Raw genomic sequence first — 18992 nt, forward strand, 5'->3', positions numbered from 1 at the left:
GGTTGTCAGTACGCGTTGCGATGAACAAAGCCCTTGAACACTGAGAGCACAATGATTTTCAAATCGAGCCAAATCGACATGCGCTCGATGTAATAAAGATCTAGCTCAACCCGTTTTTCCATTTTTTCGAGAGTGTCTGTTTCACCTCGGAAGCCATTAATTTGCGCCCAACCTGTAATGCCAGGTTTGACTTTGTGTCGAAGCATGTATCTAGGCACCATATTTCGATAATACTCATTGTGTGTGACCACGTGGGGGCGTGGCCCAACGATGGACATGCGGCCCTGCAAAACATTGAAAAACTGTGGCAACTCGTCCAAACTGGTTCTTCTTAAAAAAGCACCTAAGGGCGTCACTCTGGGGTCGTTCTTTTGCGCTTGCAAGACCTGGCCCTCGGATTCTTGGTGGTGCTGCATGGTTCGGAATTTATATATCCGAATGAGCTTGCCATTCCACCCGTTGCGAGCTTGTTTGAACAAAACAGGACCACCCATGGTGGCATAAATGGCCAGTGCAATCAACAACATCAGAGGGCTGACGAAAACCAGGATCAGCGCCGCCAACACACGGTCCACCAACTCTTTGACAAACCAAGTGGTGCCAGAAATGGGCGAATAGGAAAGATCGACCATGGGCATGCCCAGTTCTTCGCTTAAACCATGGCCCATGAGCTTGCTTGAAAACCAATCGGGAATTAAACGAATGGATGCAACGCTTTGGTTCAGTGCAAACAAGCTGGTTTGAATGCCTAGTGAGTCACTGAGAGGCAGGCAAATCCAGACTTCTTGAGGCTGTTGGTGCTGCGGCAAATCCATGTAGTCAACCACTTGTGAAGGTTCAATATGACCGATAACTTTCATGCCAGTGAAATTGGCGTTCTTTAATTTTTCAATGACTTGATCACCAATGCTGTTCATGCCCACCACCAACACTGTTTTGAAATTCAAACCCTTGCGGCGCAATCCGCGCAACCACAAGTAAACCAAGACACGCTCTATGGACAACAGCAAAAAACTGCTAACGCCCCAAAACACATACCAAGCCCTGGAAACATCGGTAGTTTTTTTCACCAAGAACAAGCCCATGACTTCAATGGCCATGACGCCGAGCCAAACCATGAGCAAAATTCGCAACATGTGAAACAAGTTTTGCAATCGCCATGAGCGATACAGCGTCTCAATGAACAATCCAAGCAATGCACCAGCGCTCAAAATCAAAACTTGATAACTGGTCGGCAGTTCAAAAAACCCGTAAGATTTTTGGTGGTAAAGGTTGTAAACAACAACACCCGCAATGCAAACCAATGCGCAGTCGGCCAGCAGGGCCAGATAACGCACCCAAGGGGACGATAAGCGCAGGGCTCCGCGTCCTGCAAATTGAAAATTTTCGGGGTCCCAGGTCATGCAGCAACTCCCGCTTTGCTGCCATTTAATTGAACTTGAAATTCGCGCCAAAACAGGTCGATTTTTTGCTTGAAATTGTCGCGGAAATTGGCAGCCGAGAACTTCATGGCGTTTTGACGGCAGTGGGCAGCCTGGAAGTTCTGCAGATCAAAACTTCTAACCGCCTGTGCAATGGCGCTTTCTGTTTGTGCGTGAAAAAATAAGCCGGTGGGCCGTTCTTTCACTGCCACAGTTTCCAACGCACCACCTTTGGCATATGCAATGACGGGGGTTCCACAGGCTTGCGCTTCAAGGGGTGCAATGCCGAAGTCTTCATCTGCCGCAAAGATAAACGCCTGCGCGCCTTGAATTTGCTGCGCCAGTTCGTCATGCGGCAAAAAACCCATCATTTCAACATTGGGGCCTGCCAACTTTTTGCAATGTTCAAATTCAGAGCCTGTGCCCACCACTTTTAAATGCAAATCGGGCATCTGTGCAAAGGCTTTGATGATAAGTGCCACATTTTTGTAGGGCACCAACCTAGACGCTGTGATGAAATAGTTTTGAGGGGGTGCAGTTTTCAAACCAAAACCCGCTACATCCACCGGTGGATACACAAGTACGGAGGTGCGGCCATAACATCGGGCAATGCGCTCTGCGATGTAATTGGAAATGGCCACAAAGTGATGCACATTCTTGGAATTTTCAAAATCCCATTTTTGAATGCGGTCTAGTAACCAATTGGCCAGCCATCCTTTGATGCCAGTATTCAAACCAGCGTCATTTAAATAGGCAGTGCGGAGGTCCCATGCATAGCGCATGGGGGTGTAGCACATGCAAACATGCAACTGATGCGGCGCCAGCCGGACCCCTTTGGCAACCGCATGTGAACTTGAAATCACCACATCGTACTGGCTCAAATCTAGGCTTTGTATCGCCCACGGCATCAGCGGCAAATAGCGCTGGTAAAACTTGTGAACGCCTGGCAATTTTTGCAACCAGCTGGTGGTGACGTGCTTGCCATTCAAGAAACCACGGTCTTCAGGTTTTAAAAAATCAATGACTGCAAAAATGTCTGCGTCTGGGTAGCACACCATCATTTCTGCCAGCACGCGCTCTGCGCCAGCAAAGGTGACCAACCAGTCGTGGACGATTGCAATCTTCATTCAGCGGTGCTTCTTCCGTAGGAATCTTTAAACCGCACAATGTCATCTTCACCCAGGTAGCCGCCCGTTTGAACTTCGATCAATTCCAGAGGCGTTGTACCTGGATTGCTCAGTCGGTGAACCGAACCCAGAGGAATGTAAGTCGATTCGTTTTCATTCAGTCGCTTGACTTGGTCGTTGCAAGTGACGTCTGCAACACCTTTCACCACAATCCAATGCTCCGCACGATGATTGTGTTTTTGCAAACTCAAGACACCCCCTGGATTGACGCAAATGCGCTTCACCTTAAAGCGATCGCCTTCGTCCACACTGTCGTACCAACCCCAAGGGCGATGTACTTTGCGGTGCAGGGTTTGTTCAAAGCGTTCTTGCTTTGACAAGCTTTGCACGATGGCTTTGACCTCTTGGCTGCGATCGCGGTGCGCCACCAAAACGGCATCGGCAGTTTCCACGATGACCATGTCATCAACCCCCACGGTGGTGACCAAGCGAGAAGCGGCATACACCAAGGTGCCGTGTGTACCCGACATCAAAACGTCGCCATGCTGCACATTGCCTTGCGCATCTTTAGCGCCCAACTCCCACACAGCATCCCAAGAACCTAGGTCACTCCAGCCCGCATCTAAGGGAATGGTGTGAATGGGAAACTGTGAGCCGGGGCATTTTTCCATCACAGCATAATCAATGGATTCGCTGGGAATGTGCAAAAACAATTCTGTGTCGGGTCTGACAAATTTGTATTCAATGCTTTTGCGGTGCCATGCATGGCGACAGGCGTCTGCAATGTCGGCCCGAAATGCTTGCAAGGCTTCCAACCAAACGCTGGCCTTCAAGATGAAGATGCCGCTGTTCCAAAAATACGCGCCACTGTCTAGGTACTGCTGCGCAGTTTCTAAGTTGGGCTTTTCGACAAAGCGCTCAACTTGGCGTTGGCCATGCGCCAAACTTTGTGGCGCGGCTTTGATGTAGCCGTAGCCCGTTTCGGGTTTGGTGGGTGTGATGCCCAAGGTGACAATGCCACCACTTTGGGCCACGCGAATGGCTTGGGCCAATTGTGTTTGAAAGACGTCGAGGTGTTGTACAGCGTGGTCGGCAGGTGACACCACCATGACCGAGTCTTCGCCTTGCTCCAAAGCCTCTAATGCCGCAAGCGTTAGCGCGGGGGCTGTGTTGCGCGCTGTGGGCTCAAGAATGAGCTGCGCATTGACGCCAGGCATGTCTTTGAGTTGGTCCAAGGCCAAGAAGCGATGCTCTTCGTTGGTAACAATGAGCGCTGTGCCCACCGCAAACCCGTCATGGCCAAGGTCTTGAACGCGCTTCACGGCCTGCTGGAAAAGACTGTGCTCGCCAGACAGCGCAATGAATTGCTTTGGAAAGCCCGAGCGGGACAAAGGCCACAGCCTGGTACCTGACCCTCCGCAAAGAATGACGGGCGTAATTTTCATGTTCGAAAAATTATAATTTTAGTACACAAATTGACCAATTCAGCGCAATAACACAGCTTGCAATGCCTTGCCAGTGTGTGTTCCCAGCCTAACCACCTCTTCCGGACTGGCGCTGGCCACCACTTGCCCCCCCGCCTTACCGCCCTCAGGCCCCAGGTCAATGATCCAGTCGGCTTCGGCGATCACATCCAAGTCGTGCTCAATCACCAACACGCTGTGACCCGCATTCACCAATCTGTGCAAGACATGAATCAGCTTGTCGACGTCGCCCATGTGAAGGCCCACCGTGGGTTCGTCCAGCACGTACAAGGTGTGCGGCGCTTTGTTGCCGCGCTTGCCCACTTCGTCTCTCACTTTGGTGAGTTCGGTGACCAACTTGATGCGCTGCGCTTCACCGCCGCTCAGTGTGGGGGATGGCTGACCCAGCGTGAGATAGCCCAAGCCAACGTCTTTTAGAAGTTGCAAGGGGTGCGCAATGGACGGCATGGTTTCAAAGAATGCAACGGCTTCGTCTACTTCCATTTTGAGCACATCGCCAATGCTTTTGCCACGCCATGTGACCGCCAAAGTTTCTGGATTGAAACGCGCGCCATGACATGCCTCGCAAGGCACTTTCACATCGGGCAAGAAACTCATCTCAATGGTTCGCAGGCCTTGGCCTTCGCACGTATGGCATCGGCCTTCGCCCGTGTTGAAGCTGAATCTGCCTGCTGCATAGCCGCGCGCTTTGGCTTCCAATGTTTCAGCGAAGAGTTTTCGAATGGTGTCCCAAAAACCAATGTAGGTGGCCGGGCAACTGCGGGGGGTTTTGCCAATGGGGGTTTGGTCCACTTCTAGCACGCGGTCAACCGCTTCAAAACCTTTCAGCTCTGTGCACCCACTGAGCGCAGGAAATTTGCCGGCGTCTTGTTCATCTCTGCCAGCTTTGGTGCTGCGTTGGCTCACATGGCTTTGTACGTTGGCCAGCAACACATCGCGGGCCAAGGTGGATTTGCCAGAACCGCTCACACCCGTCACGGCCACCAAGCGTTGCAATGGAATTTGCACGTTGACGTTTTGCAAATTGTGCAGGTTGGCACCTTTGAGTTCTAGCCACTTCAGGACTTCCGTGTTTTCTTTGTCAGCCTTGCTGCCTACTTTGAAAGAGGGCATGTTGCGCCTCGTTTGCAGCGGATGCTTCATGGCGTGCAAGAGGTACTTGCCCGTTTGCGAATCAGCGGCGTCGGTGATGTCTTTCACGCTGCCTTGTGCCACCAAGCGCCCCCCGCGCTTGCCCGCGCTAGGACCAATGTCGATGATGTGGTCGGCTCTTCTGATGGTGTCTTCGTCGTGTTCTACCACCACCAGCGTGTTGCCTTTGTCGCCCAGCTTGTGCAGCGCGTTCAACAAGATTTGATTGTCGCGTGCATGCAAACCGATGGTGGGTTCGTCGAGCACGTAGCACACACCTTGCAAGTTGCTGCCCAATTGCGCGGCCAACCTGATTCGCTGTGCTTCACCGCCGCTGAGTGTGGGGGCGCCGCGGTCTAGCGTGAGATAGCCCAAACCTACTTCTTCGAGAAACTCCAAGCGGCTTTCAATTTCGGGCAAGAGGTCGCGTGCAATGTCTTGTTCGCGTTGCGACAACTCGTTGGCTTTGGCCAAACTTTGCACCCATTTGCGCACGTCGGTGACGCTCATGCTGGCAATATCGGTGATGGGCAAAAGCTGCGCTGTGAACTTCACATGGCGCGCAGTTTGGTTCAGTCGTGTGCCTTCGCAGTGCGGACACACTTGCTCAATCAAATCTTCAATTTCGGGCTCAGCAAAACTTTGCTCGCGGCCTTTTTGATCGTCATCTCTGACCGAGTCGTCAAACACTTTGCGTTGATCTTTGGTCAATTTCACCCCTGTGCCCACACACTCGGGGCACCAGCCGTGTTTGCTGTTGTAGCTAAACAAGCGCGGATCGAGTTCGTTGTAAGAGGTGCTACAAACAGGACAAGCACGCAGTGTTGAGAACACTTGCAACTTGCCAATGTGTGCCGTGGCTTGGTTGGCTTCCATGGCGTCTTGCAAGCCATTTAAATCGCTCAACACATGCACCACGCCTTTGCCCAATTCCAAAGTTTTGGTCAGTGCTTCTCTGAGTTGTTTTTCTTGATCGGCACTGATTTTGAGGCTGGCCACAGGCAGCTCAATGGTGTGCTCTTTAAAGCGGTCAATGCGCGGGAAATTTTGTGTGGGCAAGAAATTGCCATCCACTCGCAAGTGTGTGTAGCCACGGGGGCGTGCCCATTCGGCCAGTTCGGTGTAAACACCTTTTCGGTTCATGACCAAAGGCGCCAGCAAACCAATGTGCTGGCCTTTGAAATTTTTGAGCAGCTGCGCGGCAATGCTATCGGGTGTTTGCGGCGCCACGGCGGCGTTGTCGTGAATGCAATGTTGTGTACCTAGCTTGACGTACAAAAGTCTTAAGAAGTGCCACACCTCGGTGGTGGTTCCCACAGTACTTTTTCTACCGCCGCGTGACAAGCGTTGTTCAATGGCCACTGTGGGCGGAATACCGTACACCGCGTCTACTTCAGGACGACCAGCGGGTTGCACAATGCTGCGCGCGTAGGCGTTCAAACTTTCGAGGTAACGGCGTTGACCTTCGTTGAACAGAATGTCAAAGGCCAAGGTGGATTTACCAGAGCCGCTGACGCCGGTGATCACGTTGAATTGACCGCGTGGAATGTTGACGCTTAGGTTTTTGAGGTTGTGTTCTTTGGCGTTGACGATTCGAATGCTGTTGTCTTCTGCAGTTTGTTTTCGAGCCACTTTGGCAAGCGCTTGCTTGGGAGCCTCGGCAACTTGCAAAATGCCCCCCAACTCGCCCATGGCTTGTGCATACTCACGCAGCGCCAATGCGGTATGTGATGTCGCATGATTTCGAACATCTTCTGGCATGCCTTCGGCCACCACATAGCCACCTGCATCGCCGCCTTCTGGGCCCAAGTCAATCAGCCAATCGCTGGCTCGGATCACGTCCAAATTGTGCTCAATCACAATGAGTGAATGACCGCCTTCAAGCAACTTGCGCAAAGCGCGCATCAACTTGGCAATGTCGTCAAAGTGCAAACCGGTGGTGGGCTCGTCGAACAAGAACAAGGTGCCTTTTTTGGCCAAAGATTGTTTGCTTGACGTGGCAGATTTGGCAGCACCCGCCAAGAACCCCGCCAGCTTCAAACGTTGCGCTTCGCCGCCTGACAAAGTCGGTACAGGCTGGCCCAACTTCACATACTCAAGGCCCACATCGACGATGGGTTGCAGTGCACGAATCACATCGCGATCTTGCGCGAACAAGGCTGCTGCCTCGCTGACTGTGAGGTCGAGTACATCGGCCACATTCAATCGACGCGCACGCAAATCACCAATGGCTTGTCGCTCAATGGTAATTTCCAAAATTTCGGGACGGTAACGCTTGCCATCGCAATCGGGGCAACGCAAATACACGTCGCTTAAGAACTGCATTTCGACGTGCTCAAAGCCAGAGCCGCCGCAAGTGGGGCATCGGCCATCGCCGCTGTTGAAACTGAACTTGGAAGCGGTGTAGCCACGTTGTTTTGAAAGTGACGCTACTGCAAAAATTTCTCTCAGTGCATCCCATGCGCCCACATAACTGACAGGGTTTGAGCGCGCTGTTTTGCCGATGGGCGATTGGTCTACAAATATCACGTCGCTTAAATGATCGGCGCCCAACAAACGGTCGTGTGCACCGGGTGTTTCGGTGCTCTTGCCAAAGTGTCTTAAAAGTGCGGGAGCTAAGACGTCTTGAATCAAACTGGATTTGCCTGAGCCGCTGACACCCGTCACACACACCAAACGCTGCAACGGAAAATCAATCGAGACGTTTTTGAGGTTGTGCTCTTTGGCGCCTTCCAGGATGAGGCGTGGCGTGTTGTCGGTGACCAAACGCTTGAAGCCCATGCCCACTTGCTTGCGGCCGCCCAAGTAATCGCCCGTGAGGGTGTTGGCGTTTTTTAAATCTTGCGTGCTGCCATCAAACACAATGTGGCCGCCCTTCTCGCCAGGGCCAGGGCCCATGTCGATCATGCGATCGGCGGCCAGCATCACAGCGGGGTCGTGTTCAACAACCACCAGCGTGTTGCCAGCATCTCGGAGACGGTGCATGGCTTGCGTGATGCGGCTCATGTCGCGTGGGTGCAGGCCAATGCTGGGCTCGTCCAACACAAACAGCGTGTTGACGAGTGATGTTCCTAATGCAGTCGTGAGGTTGATGCGCTGCACTTCACCGCCGCTGAGGGTGCGGCTTTGGCGGTCGAGTGTGAGGTAGCCAATGCCCACATCGCACAAGTATTTGAGGCGGTTGGTAATTTCTTCTAGCAAAAGTTTGAGCGCTTGCGCTTCGCCGTCTTGACTGTTTTCTTGAATGGCCGTGGCCGACATGCGATCGAAAAAATTGCGCAGCTTGTCGATGGGCATGATCATGAGGTCATGCAGGCTGAGGCCAGGCAAGGCTTCGAGTTGTTGACGCGTCCACTTCACGCCTTTGGGCATGAAGCGTTTTTCTTTGGGCAATGTGGCGTTGGCATCTTCTGCGCTGCCGATGCGCCAGATGAGGCTGTCGGCTTTAAGCCTTGCACCCCCGCACGAACCGCATTCGGTGTAGCTGCGGTATTTGGACAAGAGCACGCGGATGTGCATCTTGTAGGCTTTGCTTTCGAGGTAGCCAAAGAAGCGGTGCACACCGTACCACTGCTGGTTCCATTTGCCATTCCAGTTGGGCGAGCCTTCAATCACCCACTTTTGCTGTTCTGCGGTTAGCTTGAACCAGGGTGTGTCGCGCGGAATGCCCGCCGCTTCGGCATGGCGCATGAGGTCGTCTTGCGCTTCCTTCCATGCAGGCGTTTGAATGGTCTTGATGGCGCCGGCTCTCAGGGTGAGTTTGTCATTCGGAATGACCAAGCCCAGATCCACACCAATCACCCGTCCAAATCCACGGCAAGTTTCGCAAGCCCCCACCGCCGAATTAAACGAAAACATCGAAGGCAGTGGCTCGGGATATCGCAGATCGCTTTCGGGGCAGTGGAGGCCGGCGGAGAAGCGCCACATAGTGGTTTGATCGCTGGATAAATTGGGGTCAGATCCAAATAAATTGGGTGAGCCCGAACCGGGCGAATCCAATTTTTTTGGCTCTGACCCCAATTGAGCACCTTCCTCAACTACATAAACATTTAACCGCCCCCCTCTTTTAAGCGCCACCTCAATGGCCTCCACCACCCGCGCCTTCTCCGCATTCCCCAACCTAAACCTGTCCGCCACCACATCCAACACCTTGCGCGGTCCAGTAGGCGTAGCCACTTCTCGCTCAGCTTGCACCTTGGTAAAGCCACTGGCCGACAACCACTGCTCAACCTGCTCGGCAGTTGTGTTGCCTGGCAACTCCACAGGAAACGTCAACACCAATCGCGGATCCCCTGCCGCTTCGGCACGCTTCACCAACTCCGCAAAAATAGACTCAGGCGTGTCGTGCTTCACAGGCCTTGCGGTGTCCCTGTCATGCAAATGGCCCAATCGCGCAAACAACAACTTCAAATGGTCGTTCAGCTCGGTCATGGTGCCCACGGTAGAACGCGAACTTCTAACGGGATTGGTTTGGTCGATGGCAATGGCGGGTGGCACCCCTTCCACCTTGTCCACCGCAGGCTTGTCCATGCGGTCTAGAAACTGCCTTGCATAAGCGCTGAACGTCTCCACATAGCGCCGCTGTCCTTCAGCGTACAGAGTGTCAAACACCAAACTCGATTTACCCGACCCACTGGGCCCGGTGACCACTGTCAACTCCCCCGTGCGGATGTCCAAATCAATGTTCTTGAGGTTGTGCTGACGAGCGCCGCGAATCTTGATCAAACCGTTAGACATACATGCAAGCTTTTTGGGTGGAGGCTCAACATTCTAGGCTTGAGATGAATTTAATTGGGGTCAGATCAACATTAATTTGGTCAATCGAAGTCGGATAAAGGCTAAGGGGGCTGAACGATTTCTGGTACCCCAGTATGAGGAAGCCCCCTTAGCCTTTATCCGGCTTTGATTGGAAATTAATGTTGATCTGACCCCAATTGTTGGCCACAATGCTTGGCATTGGAGGCATTCATGACTGAAGTGGTATCGGACATCGAGGACAAACCAGCCCAGGGCTTGCCTTTCAAAGCAACAACAACGGCAATTGCAGCAGCCAGCTTCTTGGCAGCTTGCGGTGGCAGCTCTGCGCCCGCACCCCCTGCCGTCAGCGACAAAATTACCTTTGCCACCGACTACGCCGCAGCCCGTTTTCTGCAGCGCGCACAGTTTTCCAGCTCTGAAGCAGAAATAGCATCCGTCAAAAGCATGGGCGCAAGCGCATGGTTAGATGCACAAATGAGCACCCCCTCCAGCACTGGCGGCTGGGACTGGCTCTCGGCGCGTGGCTACAGCGCCATTGACAACAACAGATTTTATGAAATGGACTTCCATGCCAACTACATGGCTTGGTACCAAATCATGGCCTCGCCCGATGGCGTTCGCAGGCGCATGGCGCTGGCTTTGTCGGAGTTTTTTGTGGTGGGCATCTCAGGCGTATCGACCGTGAGCTGGCCCCAATTTGCCATGGCGCATTATTGGGACATTCTTTGCAACAACGCATTTGGCAACTACCGCAAATTGCTGGAAGACGTCACGCTCAGCATCGCCATGGGCGAGTTTTTGAACACACTGGGCAATCAAAAAGAAGACGTCGCCTCAGGCCGCTTGCCCGATGAAAACTATTCTCGCGAAGTGATGCAACTCTTCACCATCGGCTTGCAGCAACTCAACCTTGACGGCACCGTGGTGAAGGTGAATGGCGCGCCAGTTGATACCTTCACTCAATCGGACGTGTCCAATTTGGCGCGCGTATTCACGGGTTACGAGGCCGACGACACCGAAGGCTACTTTGACAGCTCTTCAACACCTTCTTACAGGGTGCGCAAGGTGGGCTACACCCGCCGCCCCATGAAATTGAACGCAAACCGTCACTCCATGCTGGAAGCCCGGTTTTTAGGCGCCGTGGTGCCTGCAGGTACCGAGGGCTCTGCGGCATTGAAAATTGCTTTAGATACTTTATTTCAGCACCCTAACGTTGGCCCTTTCTTTGGCCGACAAATGATTCAGCGTTTGGTGTGCAGCAACCCATCTCCCGCCTATGTGGGCCGGGTGACCGCTGTGTTTAACAACAACGGCAAGGGCGTGCGAGGCGATTTGGCAGCGGTATTCAAAGCCATCTTGACAGACGCCGAGGCCACCGATGCAGCAGGCTTAAGCAACGCCAGTTTTGGCAAATTGCGCGAACCCATGGTGCGAATCGCGCAATGGGGGCGCACCTTCAAAGTCAAGTCGCTCAAGGGTACTTGGAAAATAGGCAATCCCAATTATTCGGCCGTTAACGCGCTGGGCCAAAGCCCCTTGCAAGCGCCATCTGTGTTTAATTTTTTCCGGCCAGGCTATGTGCCGCCCAATACGGCAATGGCGGCCCTGCAATACACCGCCCCCGAGTTTCAATTGGTGAACGAGAGCACCACGGCGTCGTATATCAACTATTTGCAAGACAACTTAATCAACGGCATGTGGGTCAGGGCGCCTGAGTTAATTACCTCGCCAGAAAACCCTACCGCCACCGATGGACCCGACATCGTGCCAGATTACAGCGCCGAAATTGCATTGGTTGGCAACCCGCAGGCTTTGTTTGCGCGACTCAATATGCTGCTGTGCGCGGGGCAAATTTCAGATGCCACCCTGAAAGACATGACCAGTGTGTTTGCGTACGAGCCTACCACTTCAAGCAGCAGCGACAACAGCAAGCGCGCTTATGTGGCCAAGGCCATCATGTTTGTGATGTGCTGCGCTGAATATTTGGTTCAGAAATAACCATGCCCAACAAAGCTCTTGATATGAATTCCAATACTTCAAATTCACGACGCAATTTTTTGCGGCAAGCAGGCCAACTTTCTTTAACGGGCATGGCAGCACCCTGGTTGGCCAACTTGGCCGCAATCGGTGAGGCGGCCGCCTTTTCCGCATCCGATTACAAGGCTTTGGTCTGTGTTTTTTTGTTGGGCGGCAACGACTACGCCAATACCGTGGTCACTTACGACAACGACAGCTACGCCAAATACTTTGCCATTCGCGCGGCAGGCTCGGGCAGTTACACCTCGGGGGTGGTGTTGTCACAATCGGCACTGGCTGCTACAGAGCTTAAACCAACGCAAGCATTAGCTGGTGGCAGAAAATATGCCTTGCATCCCAGCATGACTGGACTGACGCAGCTTTTCAATTCAGGCAAAGCCGCAGTGCAACTGAATGTCGGCCCCTTGGTGGTGCCTTTAACTCGCGCTCAATACAACAGCCCAGACCGACAAAAATATCCGCTGCCGCCAAAACTGTTTTCACACAACGACCAGCAGTCTGTATGGCAATCTTCTGCGGCAGAAGGCTCAACCGTGGGTTGGGGTGGGCGCTTTGGCGATGTAGCCATGGGCAACAATGCCAACTCGCTCTTCACCTGCATTTCTTTGTCGGGCAACAATGTATTTTTGTCGGGCAACAGCACATTGCAATACCAGTGCAGCACCAAAGGCGCCATTCCCGTCAACCCAGCCACCAGCTACTTTTTTAACCAGTCCGAGCTCAAAACAGCCTTCATGCAAATGCTGCAAAAAAGCAGCTCGCATATTTTGGAGAATGAGTACAACACCGTGATGAAGCGCGGTATTAATGCGCAATCGGTTGTGTCTCAGGGCTTGGCGGGCGTGTCCTTAAGCACGCCTTTTCCAAGCGGAAACAATTTGGCCGACCAGCTTAAAACGGTGGCTCAACTGATTGGTGCTCGGTCGAGCTTAGGTGCCAAACGCCAGGTTTTCATGGTCACATTGGGTGGCTTTGACTTGCACGATTATTTGGACACACGCCATGCCCCACTGCTGCAAAAAGTGGACGAGGCTATGACGGCTTTTTACAAAGCCACAGTGGAGTTGGGGGTGGCCAATCAAGTGACCAGTTTTACGGCTTCCGATTTTGGCCGCACGCTAACGTCCAACGGCGACGGCTCGGATCATGGCTGGGGCTCGCATCACTTTGTGGTGGGAGGCGCTGTCAAAGGTGCTGCTTTTTACGGCACGCCACCCCCTGTGAGCGTGGGCGACACCGCCGCCCCCGACGACCAATGGCACGTAGGCCAGGGCCGCTTGCTACCCACCACCTCAGTTGACCAATATGCCGCCACGCTGGCCAAGTGGTTTGGCGTGAGCCCCACCGAACTTCCCTTGGTGCTGCCCAACCTCAAAAACTTCGGCACACCCGCATACCCCGTAGATTTGGGGTATTTCTAAATTTAATTGGGGTCAGATCAACATTAATTTTCCCCTGCTGAGAAATCAATTGGGGTTGGTGCCGTCTGGCTGGGCGAGAAGCACAGCCAGATTGACTGAAGCGATTACTTGGCGGCAGGTGCAGGTGCTGCTGGTGCAGCGGGGGCAGCAGCAGGAGCAGCTGCGGGCGCTGCAGCAGCAGGTGCTTCGGCGGGTGCAGGTGCGTGTACGGCATCGGCGCCGTGTTTTTCACCGCCCATGTCGAGGCTGTCGCCGCCTTTAGAGATAACGTACAAAGCCAGGCCGGCGAAGATAGCAAATCCAACAGCAATTTTCCACATAATTTTCTCCAAAAAAATATCGTTAATCAGGTCAGGTCTAAACACATTTTTTAATTGGGGTCAGATCAACATTAATTTGGTCAATCGAAGTCGGGTAAAAGCTAAGGGGGCTGAACGATTTCTGGTACCCCAGTATGAGGAAGCCCCCTTAGCCTTTACCCGGCTTTGATTGGAAATTAATGTTGATCTGACCCCAATTAAAAAAGCCCTCCACGAAGGGAGGGCTCGAATGTAGCACCGGGAAGGTCCCGGAAAGCTTACAAATTAGTCGTTGGCGTAAATGTCAACGTCTTTGGTTTCCTTGATGAACAAGCCACCAATGACCACGGTAGCGCCAGCAATGATGATGGGGTACCAGAGACCGTTGTACATGTCACCCGTCTGAGCCACGATCGCGAAAGCGGTTGTAGGCAACAGACCACCGAACCAACCGTTACCGATGTGGTAAGGCAAGGACATAGAGGTGTAACGAATGCGTGTTGGGAACATTTCTACCAGCATGGCAGCAATAGGACCGTACACCATGGTCACCAAAATCACCAAGTAAGTGAGAATGATAATGACCTTGACCTTGTCAAACTTAGCCATGTCAGCTTTTGGTGGGTAACCAGCAGCCTTCAAAGCAGCGCCCAAATTGGCACCCAACAAAATGTTGCCAGCAGTCTTCTCGTTGCTCAAATCTTTAACAGACTTGTTAGCAGCTTCCAAGGCTTTGGCGTCTTGTGGTTGAGCAGCAGTCAGTTCAGCAACCTTAGCTTCGGCCTTGGCCTTGGCTTCAGCGATGTCTTCAGGTGTGTACTTAACCTTCACCAAAGTCTCGCCAACCTTGATGGTGGCAGGTGTACCGGCAGGTGCCACTTCGTTAGAGTAGCTCACTGATGCGCCAGCCAAACGTTGTTTGGCAATGTCGCAAGAAGAAGTGAACTTCTTGGTACCTGTGGGGTTGAACTGGAATGAGCACTCTGCTGGATCAGCAGACACCACCACTTGTGATTTGGCTTGTGCAGCGGCCAAGTCTGGGTTGGCAGCAGCGGTCAATGCCTTGAACACTGGGAAGTAAGTCACGGCAGCCAACAAGCAGCCAGCCAAGATGATGGGCTTGCGGCCAATCTTGTCAGACAGTGAGCCGAACAAGATGAAGAACGGTGTGCCGATGATCAAAGAAACGGCCACCATGATGTTGGCAGTAGCGCCGTCCACTTTCAGGGCTTGTGTCAAGAAGAACAAAGCGTAGAACTGGCCAGAGTACCAAACCACAGCTTGACCGGCTGTCAAGCCAACCAAAGCCAAGATCACGATTTTCAGGTTTTTCCACTGACCGAAAGATTCGGACAAAGGAGACTTAGAAGTTTTGCCTTCTGCTTTCATTTTGGCAAAAGCAGGTGACTCGTTCATGCTCAAACGGATGTAAACCGACACGGCCAACAACAGAATAGAAACGATGAACGGAACGCGCCAGCCCCAATCGGCAAAGGCCTCTTCGCCAATGACGGTACGTGTGCCCAAAATCACCATGAGTGACAAGAACAAGCCCAATGTGGCTGTGGTCTGAATCCAAGAAGTGTAAGCACCGCGTTTGCCCATGGGCGCGTGCTCGGCCACATAAGTAGCAGCACCACCGTACTCACCACCCAAAGCCAAACCTTGCAACAAGCGCAAGCAGATCAGGATGACGGGAGCGGCCACGCCAATGCTGGCGTAGTTAGGCAAGATACCCACGATGAACGTGGAGATACCCATGATCAGGATGGTGACCAAGAAGGTGTACTTGCGACCAATCATGTCGCCCAAGCGGCCAAAGAAAATGGCGCCGAAAGGACGGACGATGAAGCCGGCGGCAAAAGCCAACAGCGCGAAAATGAAAGCTGAGCCTTCATCCAAGCCGCTGAAGAATTGTTTCGCAATAATTGCGGCGAGTGAACCGTAGAGGTAGAAGTCATACCACTCGAACACGGTGCCCAGCGACGAAGCGAAGATAACCTTCTTCTCTTCGGCCGACATCGGGCGGGGATCAGTTGTAGCCATATTAGCTGTCTCCAAAAAATAGCCCTCGACACGAAGGCTTGGGGGCGATTCTTCGGTAGTGCTCTGACCGCCTTCTGACGCGAAACCAACATGGGCTGACAGCATGAGGTGAAACCCTTGGTTTTTGTTCCACATGGTGAGATTAGCGGCTTAAGCAGGGTAAGCCCCTAGACTGCGTTTGCAACAGATTTGCAACACATAATATTTGCATGCCCCAACAAATCACTCAAGCCGAGTTTGAATTGCGCGTTAACCGACTGCGCTGGGGCTTGTTGTTGGTATGGGGCAGCGTCACTTTTTGCGTGGCGTTTTTTGCCCGCAGCTTTGACGAAGTGTTCTTTGATCGCCCTTTGGGCTTTTGGATGGCGGCTCAGGGTTCGGTGTTGATCTTTTTAATCATCACCTGGGTTTATGCCTTGTGGGTCAATGCTTGGGAGCGTTTGATACCCACGGGCAATTTGCCAACGTCCAGCCAATCGGAAGACTGAAACCAAGCATCGCCGTCTAAATACGCACGCAGCATGGGCAATGCGTCTTGCCCCCAAAACACTTGGCCGTCGACCACCATGCTGGGCACACCAAACAGACCTAAATCGATGGCGGCTTGTGTTTGCTGCAGAAGCTGTTGTTTAACTTCTGCCGATTGAATGTCGATTTGAAAACCTGGCTCAGAAACTTGCACCATCTGTGTGAGATGTTTTTGCAACTCGGCAATTCGCGCTTCATCGGTGGCTTCTAAACCATTGCACCACACGTGCTTAAAAATAGCTTCAACTACTTCTCGCGAAGGCTCACCCTTGGGCGACGTGGCCACCGCCATGCGCTGCAGCGCCAATGAATTAAAGGGATGGGAAGCAGGCATCTGCAGCACAGTACCTTGCTGCTTGGCCAGCCACATCACTTGTCGATAAGTCCAATCGCGCTTGCCTGGCATTTCTGCAGGGCCAAGCTGGCCATGGTGTTTGAGCATGGCGCCAAACACCACGGGGTGGTAACGCACTGTGTGCGAAATGCCTTCTAAGCTTTTGGGCAAGGCCTGAAACGCCAACCACGCATAAGGCGAAATCACATCGAAGTAAAAATGAATTTCTTTCATGCGGATTTATACATGGCCGCTGGCCGCATCGCACCGCGCTTGAATGAGTTGCCACACTTCGCGTTGTTTGGCGCTGGGCAGTTGGCCCCACGCAGCCACTTCATTGAGCGTTCGCAGACAGCCTTCGCACAAGCCTGTGTTGGGGTTGACCACACAAATGGACACGCAAGGTGAAGGCACATGCACCGAATCTGAAGCCAACACTTGTTGGGCTCGGTCTTTGAGTCGGGTGATGGCGCTCATGTGCATTGGCGATATTTTAAATTTAGCCCAAGCGCTTGTTCAAGATGGCTGTAGCCACACGCGAATTAGATTTGCGCTGCAAAAAATCGCTGATGAACGCACCCGCATCCACCAGCTTGTCTAAGTCGATGCCAGTCTCGATGCCCATGCCGTGCAACATGTAAACCACGTCTTCGGTGGCCACATTGCCGGTGGCGCCTTTGGCATAGGGGCAGCCGCCCAAGCCGGCCACGGATGTGTCAAATTGCCAAACGCCCATTTCTAAAGACGCTAAAGTGTTGCCCACCGCTTGGCCATACGTGTCATGAAAATGACCCGACACATCATTAAGGTCGTAGTGCTTCAAAGTGGCCTCCATGGCCGCTTGAACTTTTTTGGGTGTGCCCACACCAATGGTGTCGGCCACGCCAATGTGCTGCACACCAATGCCCTTCATGAGTTGGGCCAATCGCTCTACGCTAGAGGGTGGCACTTCGCCTTCGTAAGGGCAGCCCACCACGCACGACATAGCGCCGCGCACAAAAATACCAGCGTTGCGCGCAGCCTCTACCACGGGCGCAAAACGCTCAATGCTTTCTTCAATGCTGCAGTTGATGTTCTTTTGGCTGAAGGCTTCGCTGGCTGCAGCAAACACCACAATTTCATCGGGCTTGCTAAGCAACGCGGCTTCGAAACCCTTCATGTTGGGCGTGAGCGCAGAGTAACGCACGCCTGCTTTTCTTTGAATGCCCGCCATGACTTCGGCGTTGTCGGCCATTTGCGGCACCCACTTGGGGCTGACAAAACTGGTGACTTCAATTTCAGTCAGGCCCGCGTCTTGGAGGCGATGCACCAACTCAATTTTGATGGCCGCAGGCACGGTTTGCTTTTCATTTTGCAGACCATCGCGAGGGCCCACATCCACCAATTTAACGCGTGAAGGAATTGTCATGTTTGAACTTTAACGAATTTGGAAAGTTGATGCAGGCAAGTGGTTTCTGCTTTAGTCGTATCAATAGCCACGCTCACGGCCCACTCGCCCCTCGATGGGCTGCCCTGCATAGACCGCTTTGATTTTGCTGGCAATTTGAGCCACGCTTTCTTCGCGCAAAGTTCTGGCCGAAGCGTGCGGCGTTAAGGTAATTTGAGGATGCAGCCAAAAAGCATGGTCTTGCGGCAAGGGCTCTTTGCGAAACACATCCAGTGTGGCACCAGCCATGTGACCTTCTTGCAGCAAGTCCAGCAAATCTTGCTCCACCAAATGATGGCCGCGCGCCACATTGATGAGGTAAGACCCTGGCTGCAATTGCGACAAGTTGGCACGGTTCAAAATATTTTCTGTCTCTGCCGTTAAGGGCAGCAGATTCACCAACACCCGAGTGGCTTTCAAAAAATGAGGCAACTGCTCTTGACCAGCAAAGCTTTGAACGCCATCCATTTGTTTGGGCGTACGGCTCCAGACATTGACTGGAAATTCAAAGTGTTTCAAAGCCGAAGCCACTCGACTACCCAACACGCCTGCGCCCAATATGCCTACCGCAAAGTCAGCGCGAACCAATGGTTTTTTAAACGACCACCGCTTGGCGGCAGCGTCTTGGGCGTAGGCGCCAAATTCACGAAAATAAGCAATGACGGCATGGCACACATACTCCGCCATTTGCACCGACATGCCCGCATCGTTAAGGCGCACCACACTGAGTTTGTCGGGCAGCTGCAATTTGAGCAAGCCATCTACACCAGCACCAATGCAAAACAAATTTTGCAATTGGGTTTGCTCATCAATGAAGGCTTGGGCCGGCGCCCACACCACGGCATGGTCGGCCAACTTGGGCGCTTGACCAGGCTCAGCCGCTTGCCATTCCCAAATATCGACCCCCGGCAAAGCCTGGCGAAAACCTTCTAACCAAGGCTCGGCAACAGCATGGGTGCAACAAAAAACAATTTTCATGA

At 52.9% G+C, this 18992-nt stretch carries 13 protein-coding genes; 3 read left to right on the forward strand and 10 right to left on the reverse strand.

Annotated features, from left to right (window positions below; genetic code table 11):
• Positions 1-5: 5 nt before the first annotated feature.
• From AMM03_RS06110 to uvrA, 4 genes are read right to left on the reverse strand one after another with little or no spacing between them, the layout of a single operon-like run.
• The gene (locus AMM03_RS06110; protein ID WP_090129600.1) at positions 6-1403 is read right to left on the reverse strand and encodes an undecaprenyl-phosphate glucose phosphotransferase; all 1398 of its coding nucleotides are present in this window, start codon (positions 1401-1403) and stop codon (positions 6-8) included.
• A complete protein-coding gene (locus tag AMM03_RS06115; RefSeq protein ID WP_090129601.1) occupies positions 1400-2548 on the reverse strand; it encodes a glycosyltransferase in 1149 nt (382 codons plus the stop codon). Before AMM03_RS06115 ends, AMM03_RS06110 begins: the two co-directional genes overlap by 4 nt.
• A complete protein-coding gene (locus AMM03_RS06120; protein ID WP_090129603.1) occupies positions 2545-3993 on the reverse strand; it encodes a mannose-1-phosphate guanylyltransferase/mannose-6-phosphate isomerase in 1449 nt (482 codons plus the stop codon). Before AMM03_RS06120 ends, AMM03_RS06115 begins: the two co-directional genes overlap by 4 nt.
• Positions 3994-4032: 39 nt before the next feature.
• Positions 4033-9900, reverse strand: coding sequence for an excinuclease ABC subunit UvrA (gene uvrA / locus AMM03_RS06125; protein WP_090129605.1), 5868 nt, complete (start codon positions 9898-9900; stop codon positions 4033-4035).
• 231 nt (positions 9901-10131) lie between these two features.
• Between uvrA and AMM03_RS06130 the strand changes: the two genes are divergently transcribed.
• On the forward strand, positions 10132-11919 hold the full coding sequence (locus AMM03_RS06130; protein WP_090129607.1) for a DUF1800 domain-containing protein: 1788 nt from the start codon (positions 10132-10134) through the stop codon (positions 11917-11919).
• A gap of 23 nt (positions 11920-11942) precedes the next feature.
• Positions 11943-13379, forward strand: coding sequence for a DUF1501 domain-containing protein (locus AMM03_RS06135; protein WP_090130660.1), 1437 nt, complete (start codon positions 11943-11945; stop codon positions 13377-13379).
• A 104-nt stretch (positions 13380-13483) separates the two neighbouring features.
• Here AMM03_RS06135 and AMM03_RS06140 read toward each other — a convergent pair whose 3' ends face one another.
• Together AMM03_RS06140 and AMM03_RS06145 are read right to left on the reverse strand one after the other, a co-directional pair.
• The gene (locus AMM03_RS06140; RefSeq protein ID WP_090129609.1) at positions 13484-13699 is read right to left on the reverse strand and encodes a hypothetical protein; all 216 of its coding nucleotides are present in this window, start codon (positions 13697-13699) and stop codon (positions 13484-13486) included.
• Positions 13700-13963: 264 nt separating this feature from the next.
• Positions 13964-15724: an MFS transporter gene (locus tag AMM03_RS06145; protein WP_090130662.1), complete on the reverse strand. Its 1761-nt coding sequence runs from the start codon at positions 15722-15724 to the stop codon at positions 13964-13966.
• 209 nt (positions 15725-15933) lie between these two features.
• Here AMM03_RS06145 and AMM03_RS06150 point away from each other — a divergent pair, with 209 nt between their 5' ends.
• A complete protein-coding gene (locus tag AMM03_RS06150; RefSeq protein ID WP_090129611.1) occupies positions 15934-16212 on the forward strand; it encodes a DUF4212 domain-containing protein in 279 nt (92 codons plus the stop codon).
• On the opposite strand, the gene AMM03_RS06155 is transcribed toward AMM03_RS06150, so the two are convergent.
• From AMM03_RS06155 to AMM03_RS06170, 4 genes are read right to left on the reverse strand one after another with little or no spacing between them, the layout of a single operon-like run.
• Positions 16134-16820 (reverse strand): 2-hydroxychromene-2-carboxylate isomerase, encoded by a 687-nt coding sequence (locus AMM03_RS06155; RefSeq protein WP_090129613.1) that lies wholly within the window; start codon positions 16818-16820, stop codon positions 16134-16136. The genes AMM03_RS06150 and AMM03_RS06155 overlap by 79 nt on opposite strands.
• Before the next feature lie 6 nt (positions 16821-16826).
• Positions 16827-17063, reverse strand: a complete 237-nt coding sequence (locus AMM03_RS06160) for a DUF1289 domain-containing protein (protein WP_090130668.1) — start codon at positions 17061-17063, stop codon at positions 16827-16829.
• Positions 17064-17085: 22 nt separating this feature from the next.
• On the reverse strand, positions 17086-17994 hold the full coding sequence (locus AMM03_RS06165) for a hydroxymethylglutaryl-CoA lyase (protein ID WP_090129615.1): 909 nt from the start codon (positions 17992-17994) through the stop codon (positions 17086-17088).
• 60 nt (positions 17995-18054) lie between these two features.
• Entirely contained in the window at positions 18055-18990 is a 936-nt protein-coding gene (locus AMM03_RS06170; RefSeq protein WP_090129617.1) for a 2-hydroxyacid dehydrogenase, read from the reverse strand.
• Positions 18991-18992 lie beyond the last annotated feature (2 nt).

The sequence above is a fragment of the Limnohabitans sp. Rim11 genome (assembly GCF_001269365.1).
Classification (GTDB): Bacteria; Pseudomonadota; Gammaproteobacteria; order Burkholderiales; family Burkholderiaceae_C; genus Limnohabitans_A.

Bases quoted from the DNA above. Each gene is read 5' to 3' on its own strand.
- AMM03_RS06110 (WP_090129600.1), bottom strand. From the start codon at position 1,403: ATGACCTGGGACCCCGAAAATTTTCAATTTGCAGGACGCGGAGCCCTG.
- AMM03_RS06115 (WP_090129601.1), bottom strand. From the start codon at position 2,548: ATGAAGATTGCAATCGTCCACGACTGGTTGGTCACCTTTGCTGGCGCA.
- AMM03_RS06120 (WP_090129603.1), bottom strand. From the start codon at position 3,993: ATGAAAATTACGCCCGTCATTCTTTGCGGAGGGTCAGGTACCAGGCTG.
- uvrA (WP_090129605.1), bottom strand. From the start codon at position 9,900: ATGTCTAACGGTTTGATCAAGATTCGCGGCGCTCGTCAGCACAACCTC.
- AMM03_RS06130 (WP_090129607.1), top strand. From the start codon at position 10,132: ATGACTGAAGTGGTATCGGACATCGAGGACAAACCAGCCCAGGGCTTG.
- AMM03_RS06135 (WP_090130660.1), top strand. From the start codon at position 11,943: ATGAATTCCAATACTTCAAATTCACGACGCAATTTTTTGCGGCAAGCA.
- AMM03_RS06140 (WP_090129609.1), bottom strand. From the start codon at position 13,699: ATGTGGAAAATTGCTGTTGGATTTGCTATCTTCGCCGGCCTGGCTTTG.
- AMM03_RS06145 (WP_090130662.1), bottom strand. From the start codon at position 15,724: ATGGCTACAACTGATCCCCGCCCGATGTCGGCCGAAGAGAAGAAGGTT.
- AMM03_RS06150 (WP_090129611.1), top strand. From the start codon at position 15,934: ATGCCCCAACAAATCACTCAAGCCGAGTTTGAATTGCGCGTTAACCGA.
- AMM03_RS06155 (WP_090129613.1), bottom strand. From the start codon at position 16,820: ATGAAAGAAATTCATTTTTACTTCGATGTGATTTCGCCTTATGCGTGG.
- AMM03_RS06160 (WP_090130668.1), bottom strand. From the start codon at position 17,063: ATGAGCGCCATCACCCGACTCAAAGACCGAGCCCAACAAGTGTTGGCT.
- AMM03_RS06165 (WP_090129615.1), bottom strand. From the start codon at position 17,994: ATGACAATTCCTTCACGCGTTAAATTGGTGGATGTGGGCCCTCGCGAT.
- AMM03_RS06170 (WP_090129617.1), bottom strand. From the start codon at position 18,990: ATGAAAATTGTTTTTTGTTGCACCCATGCTGTTGCCGAGCCTTGGTTA.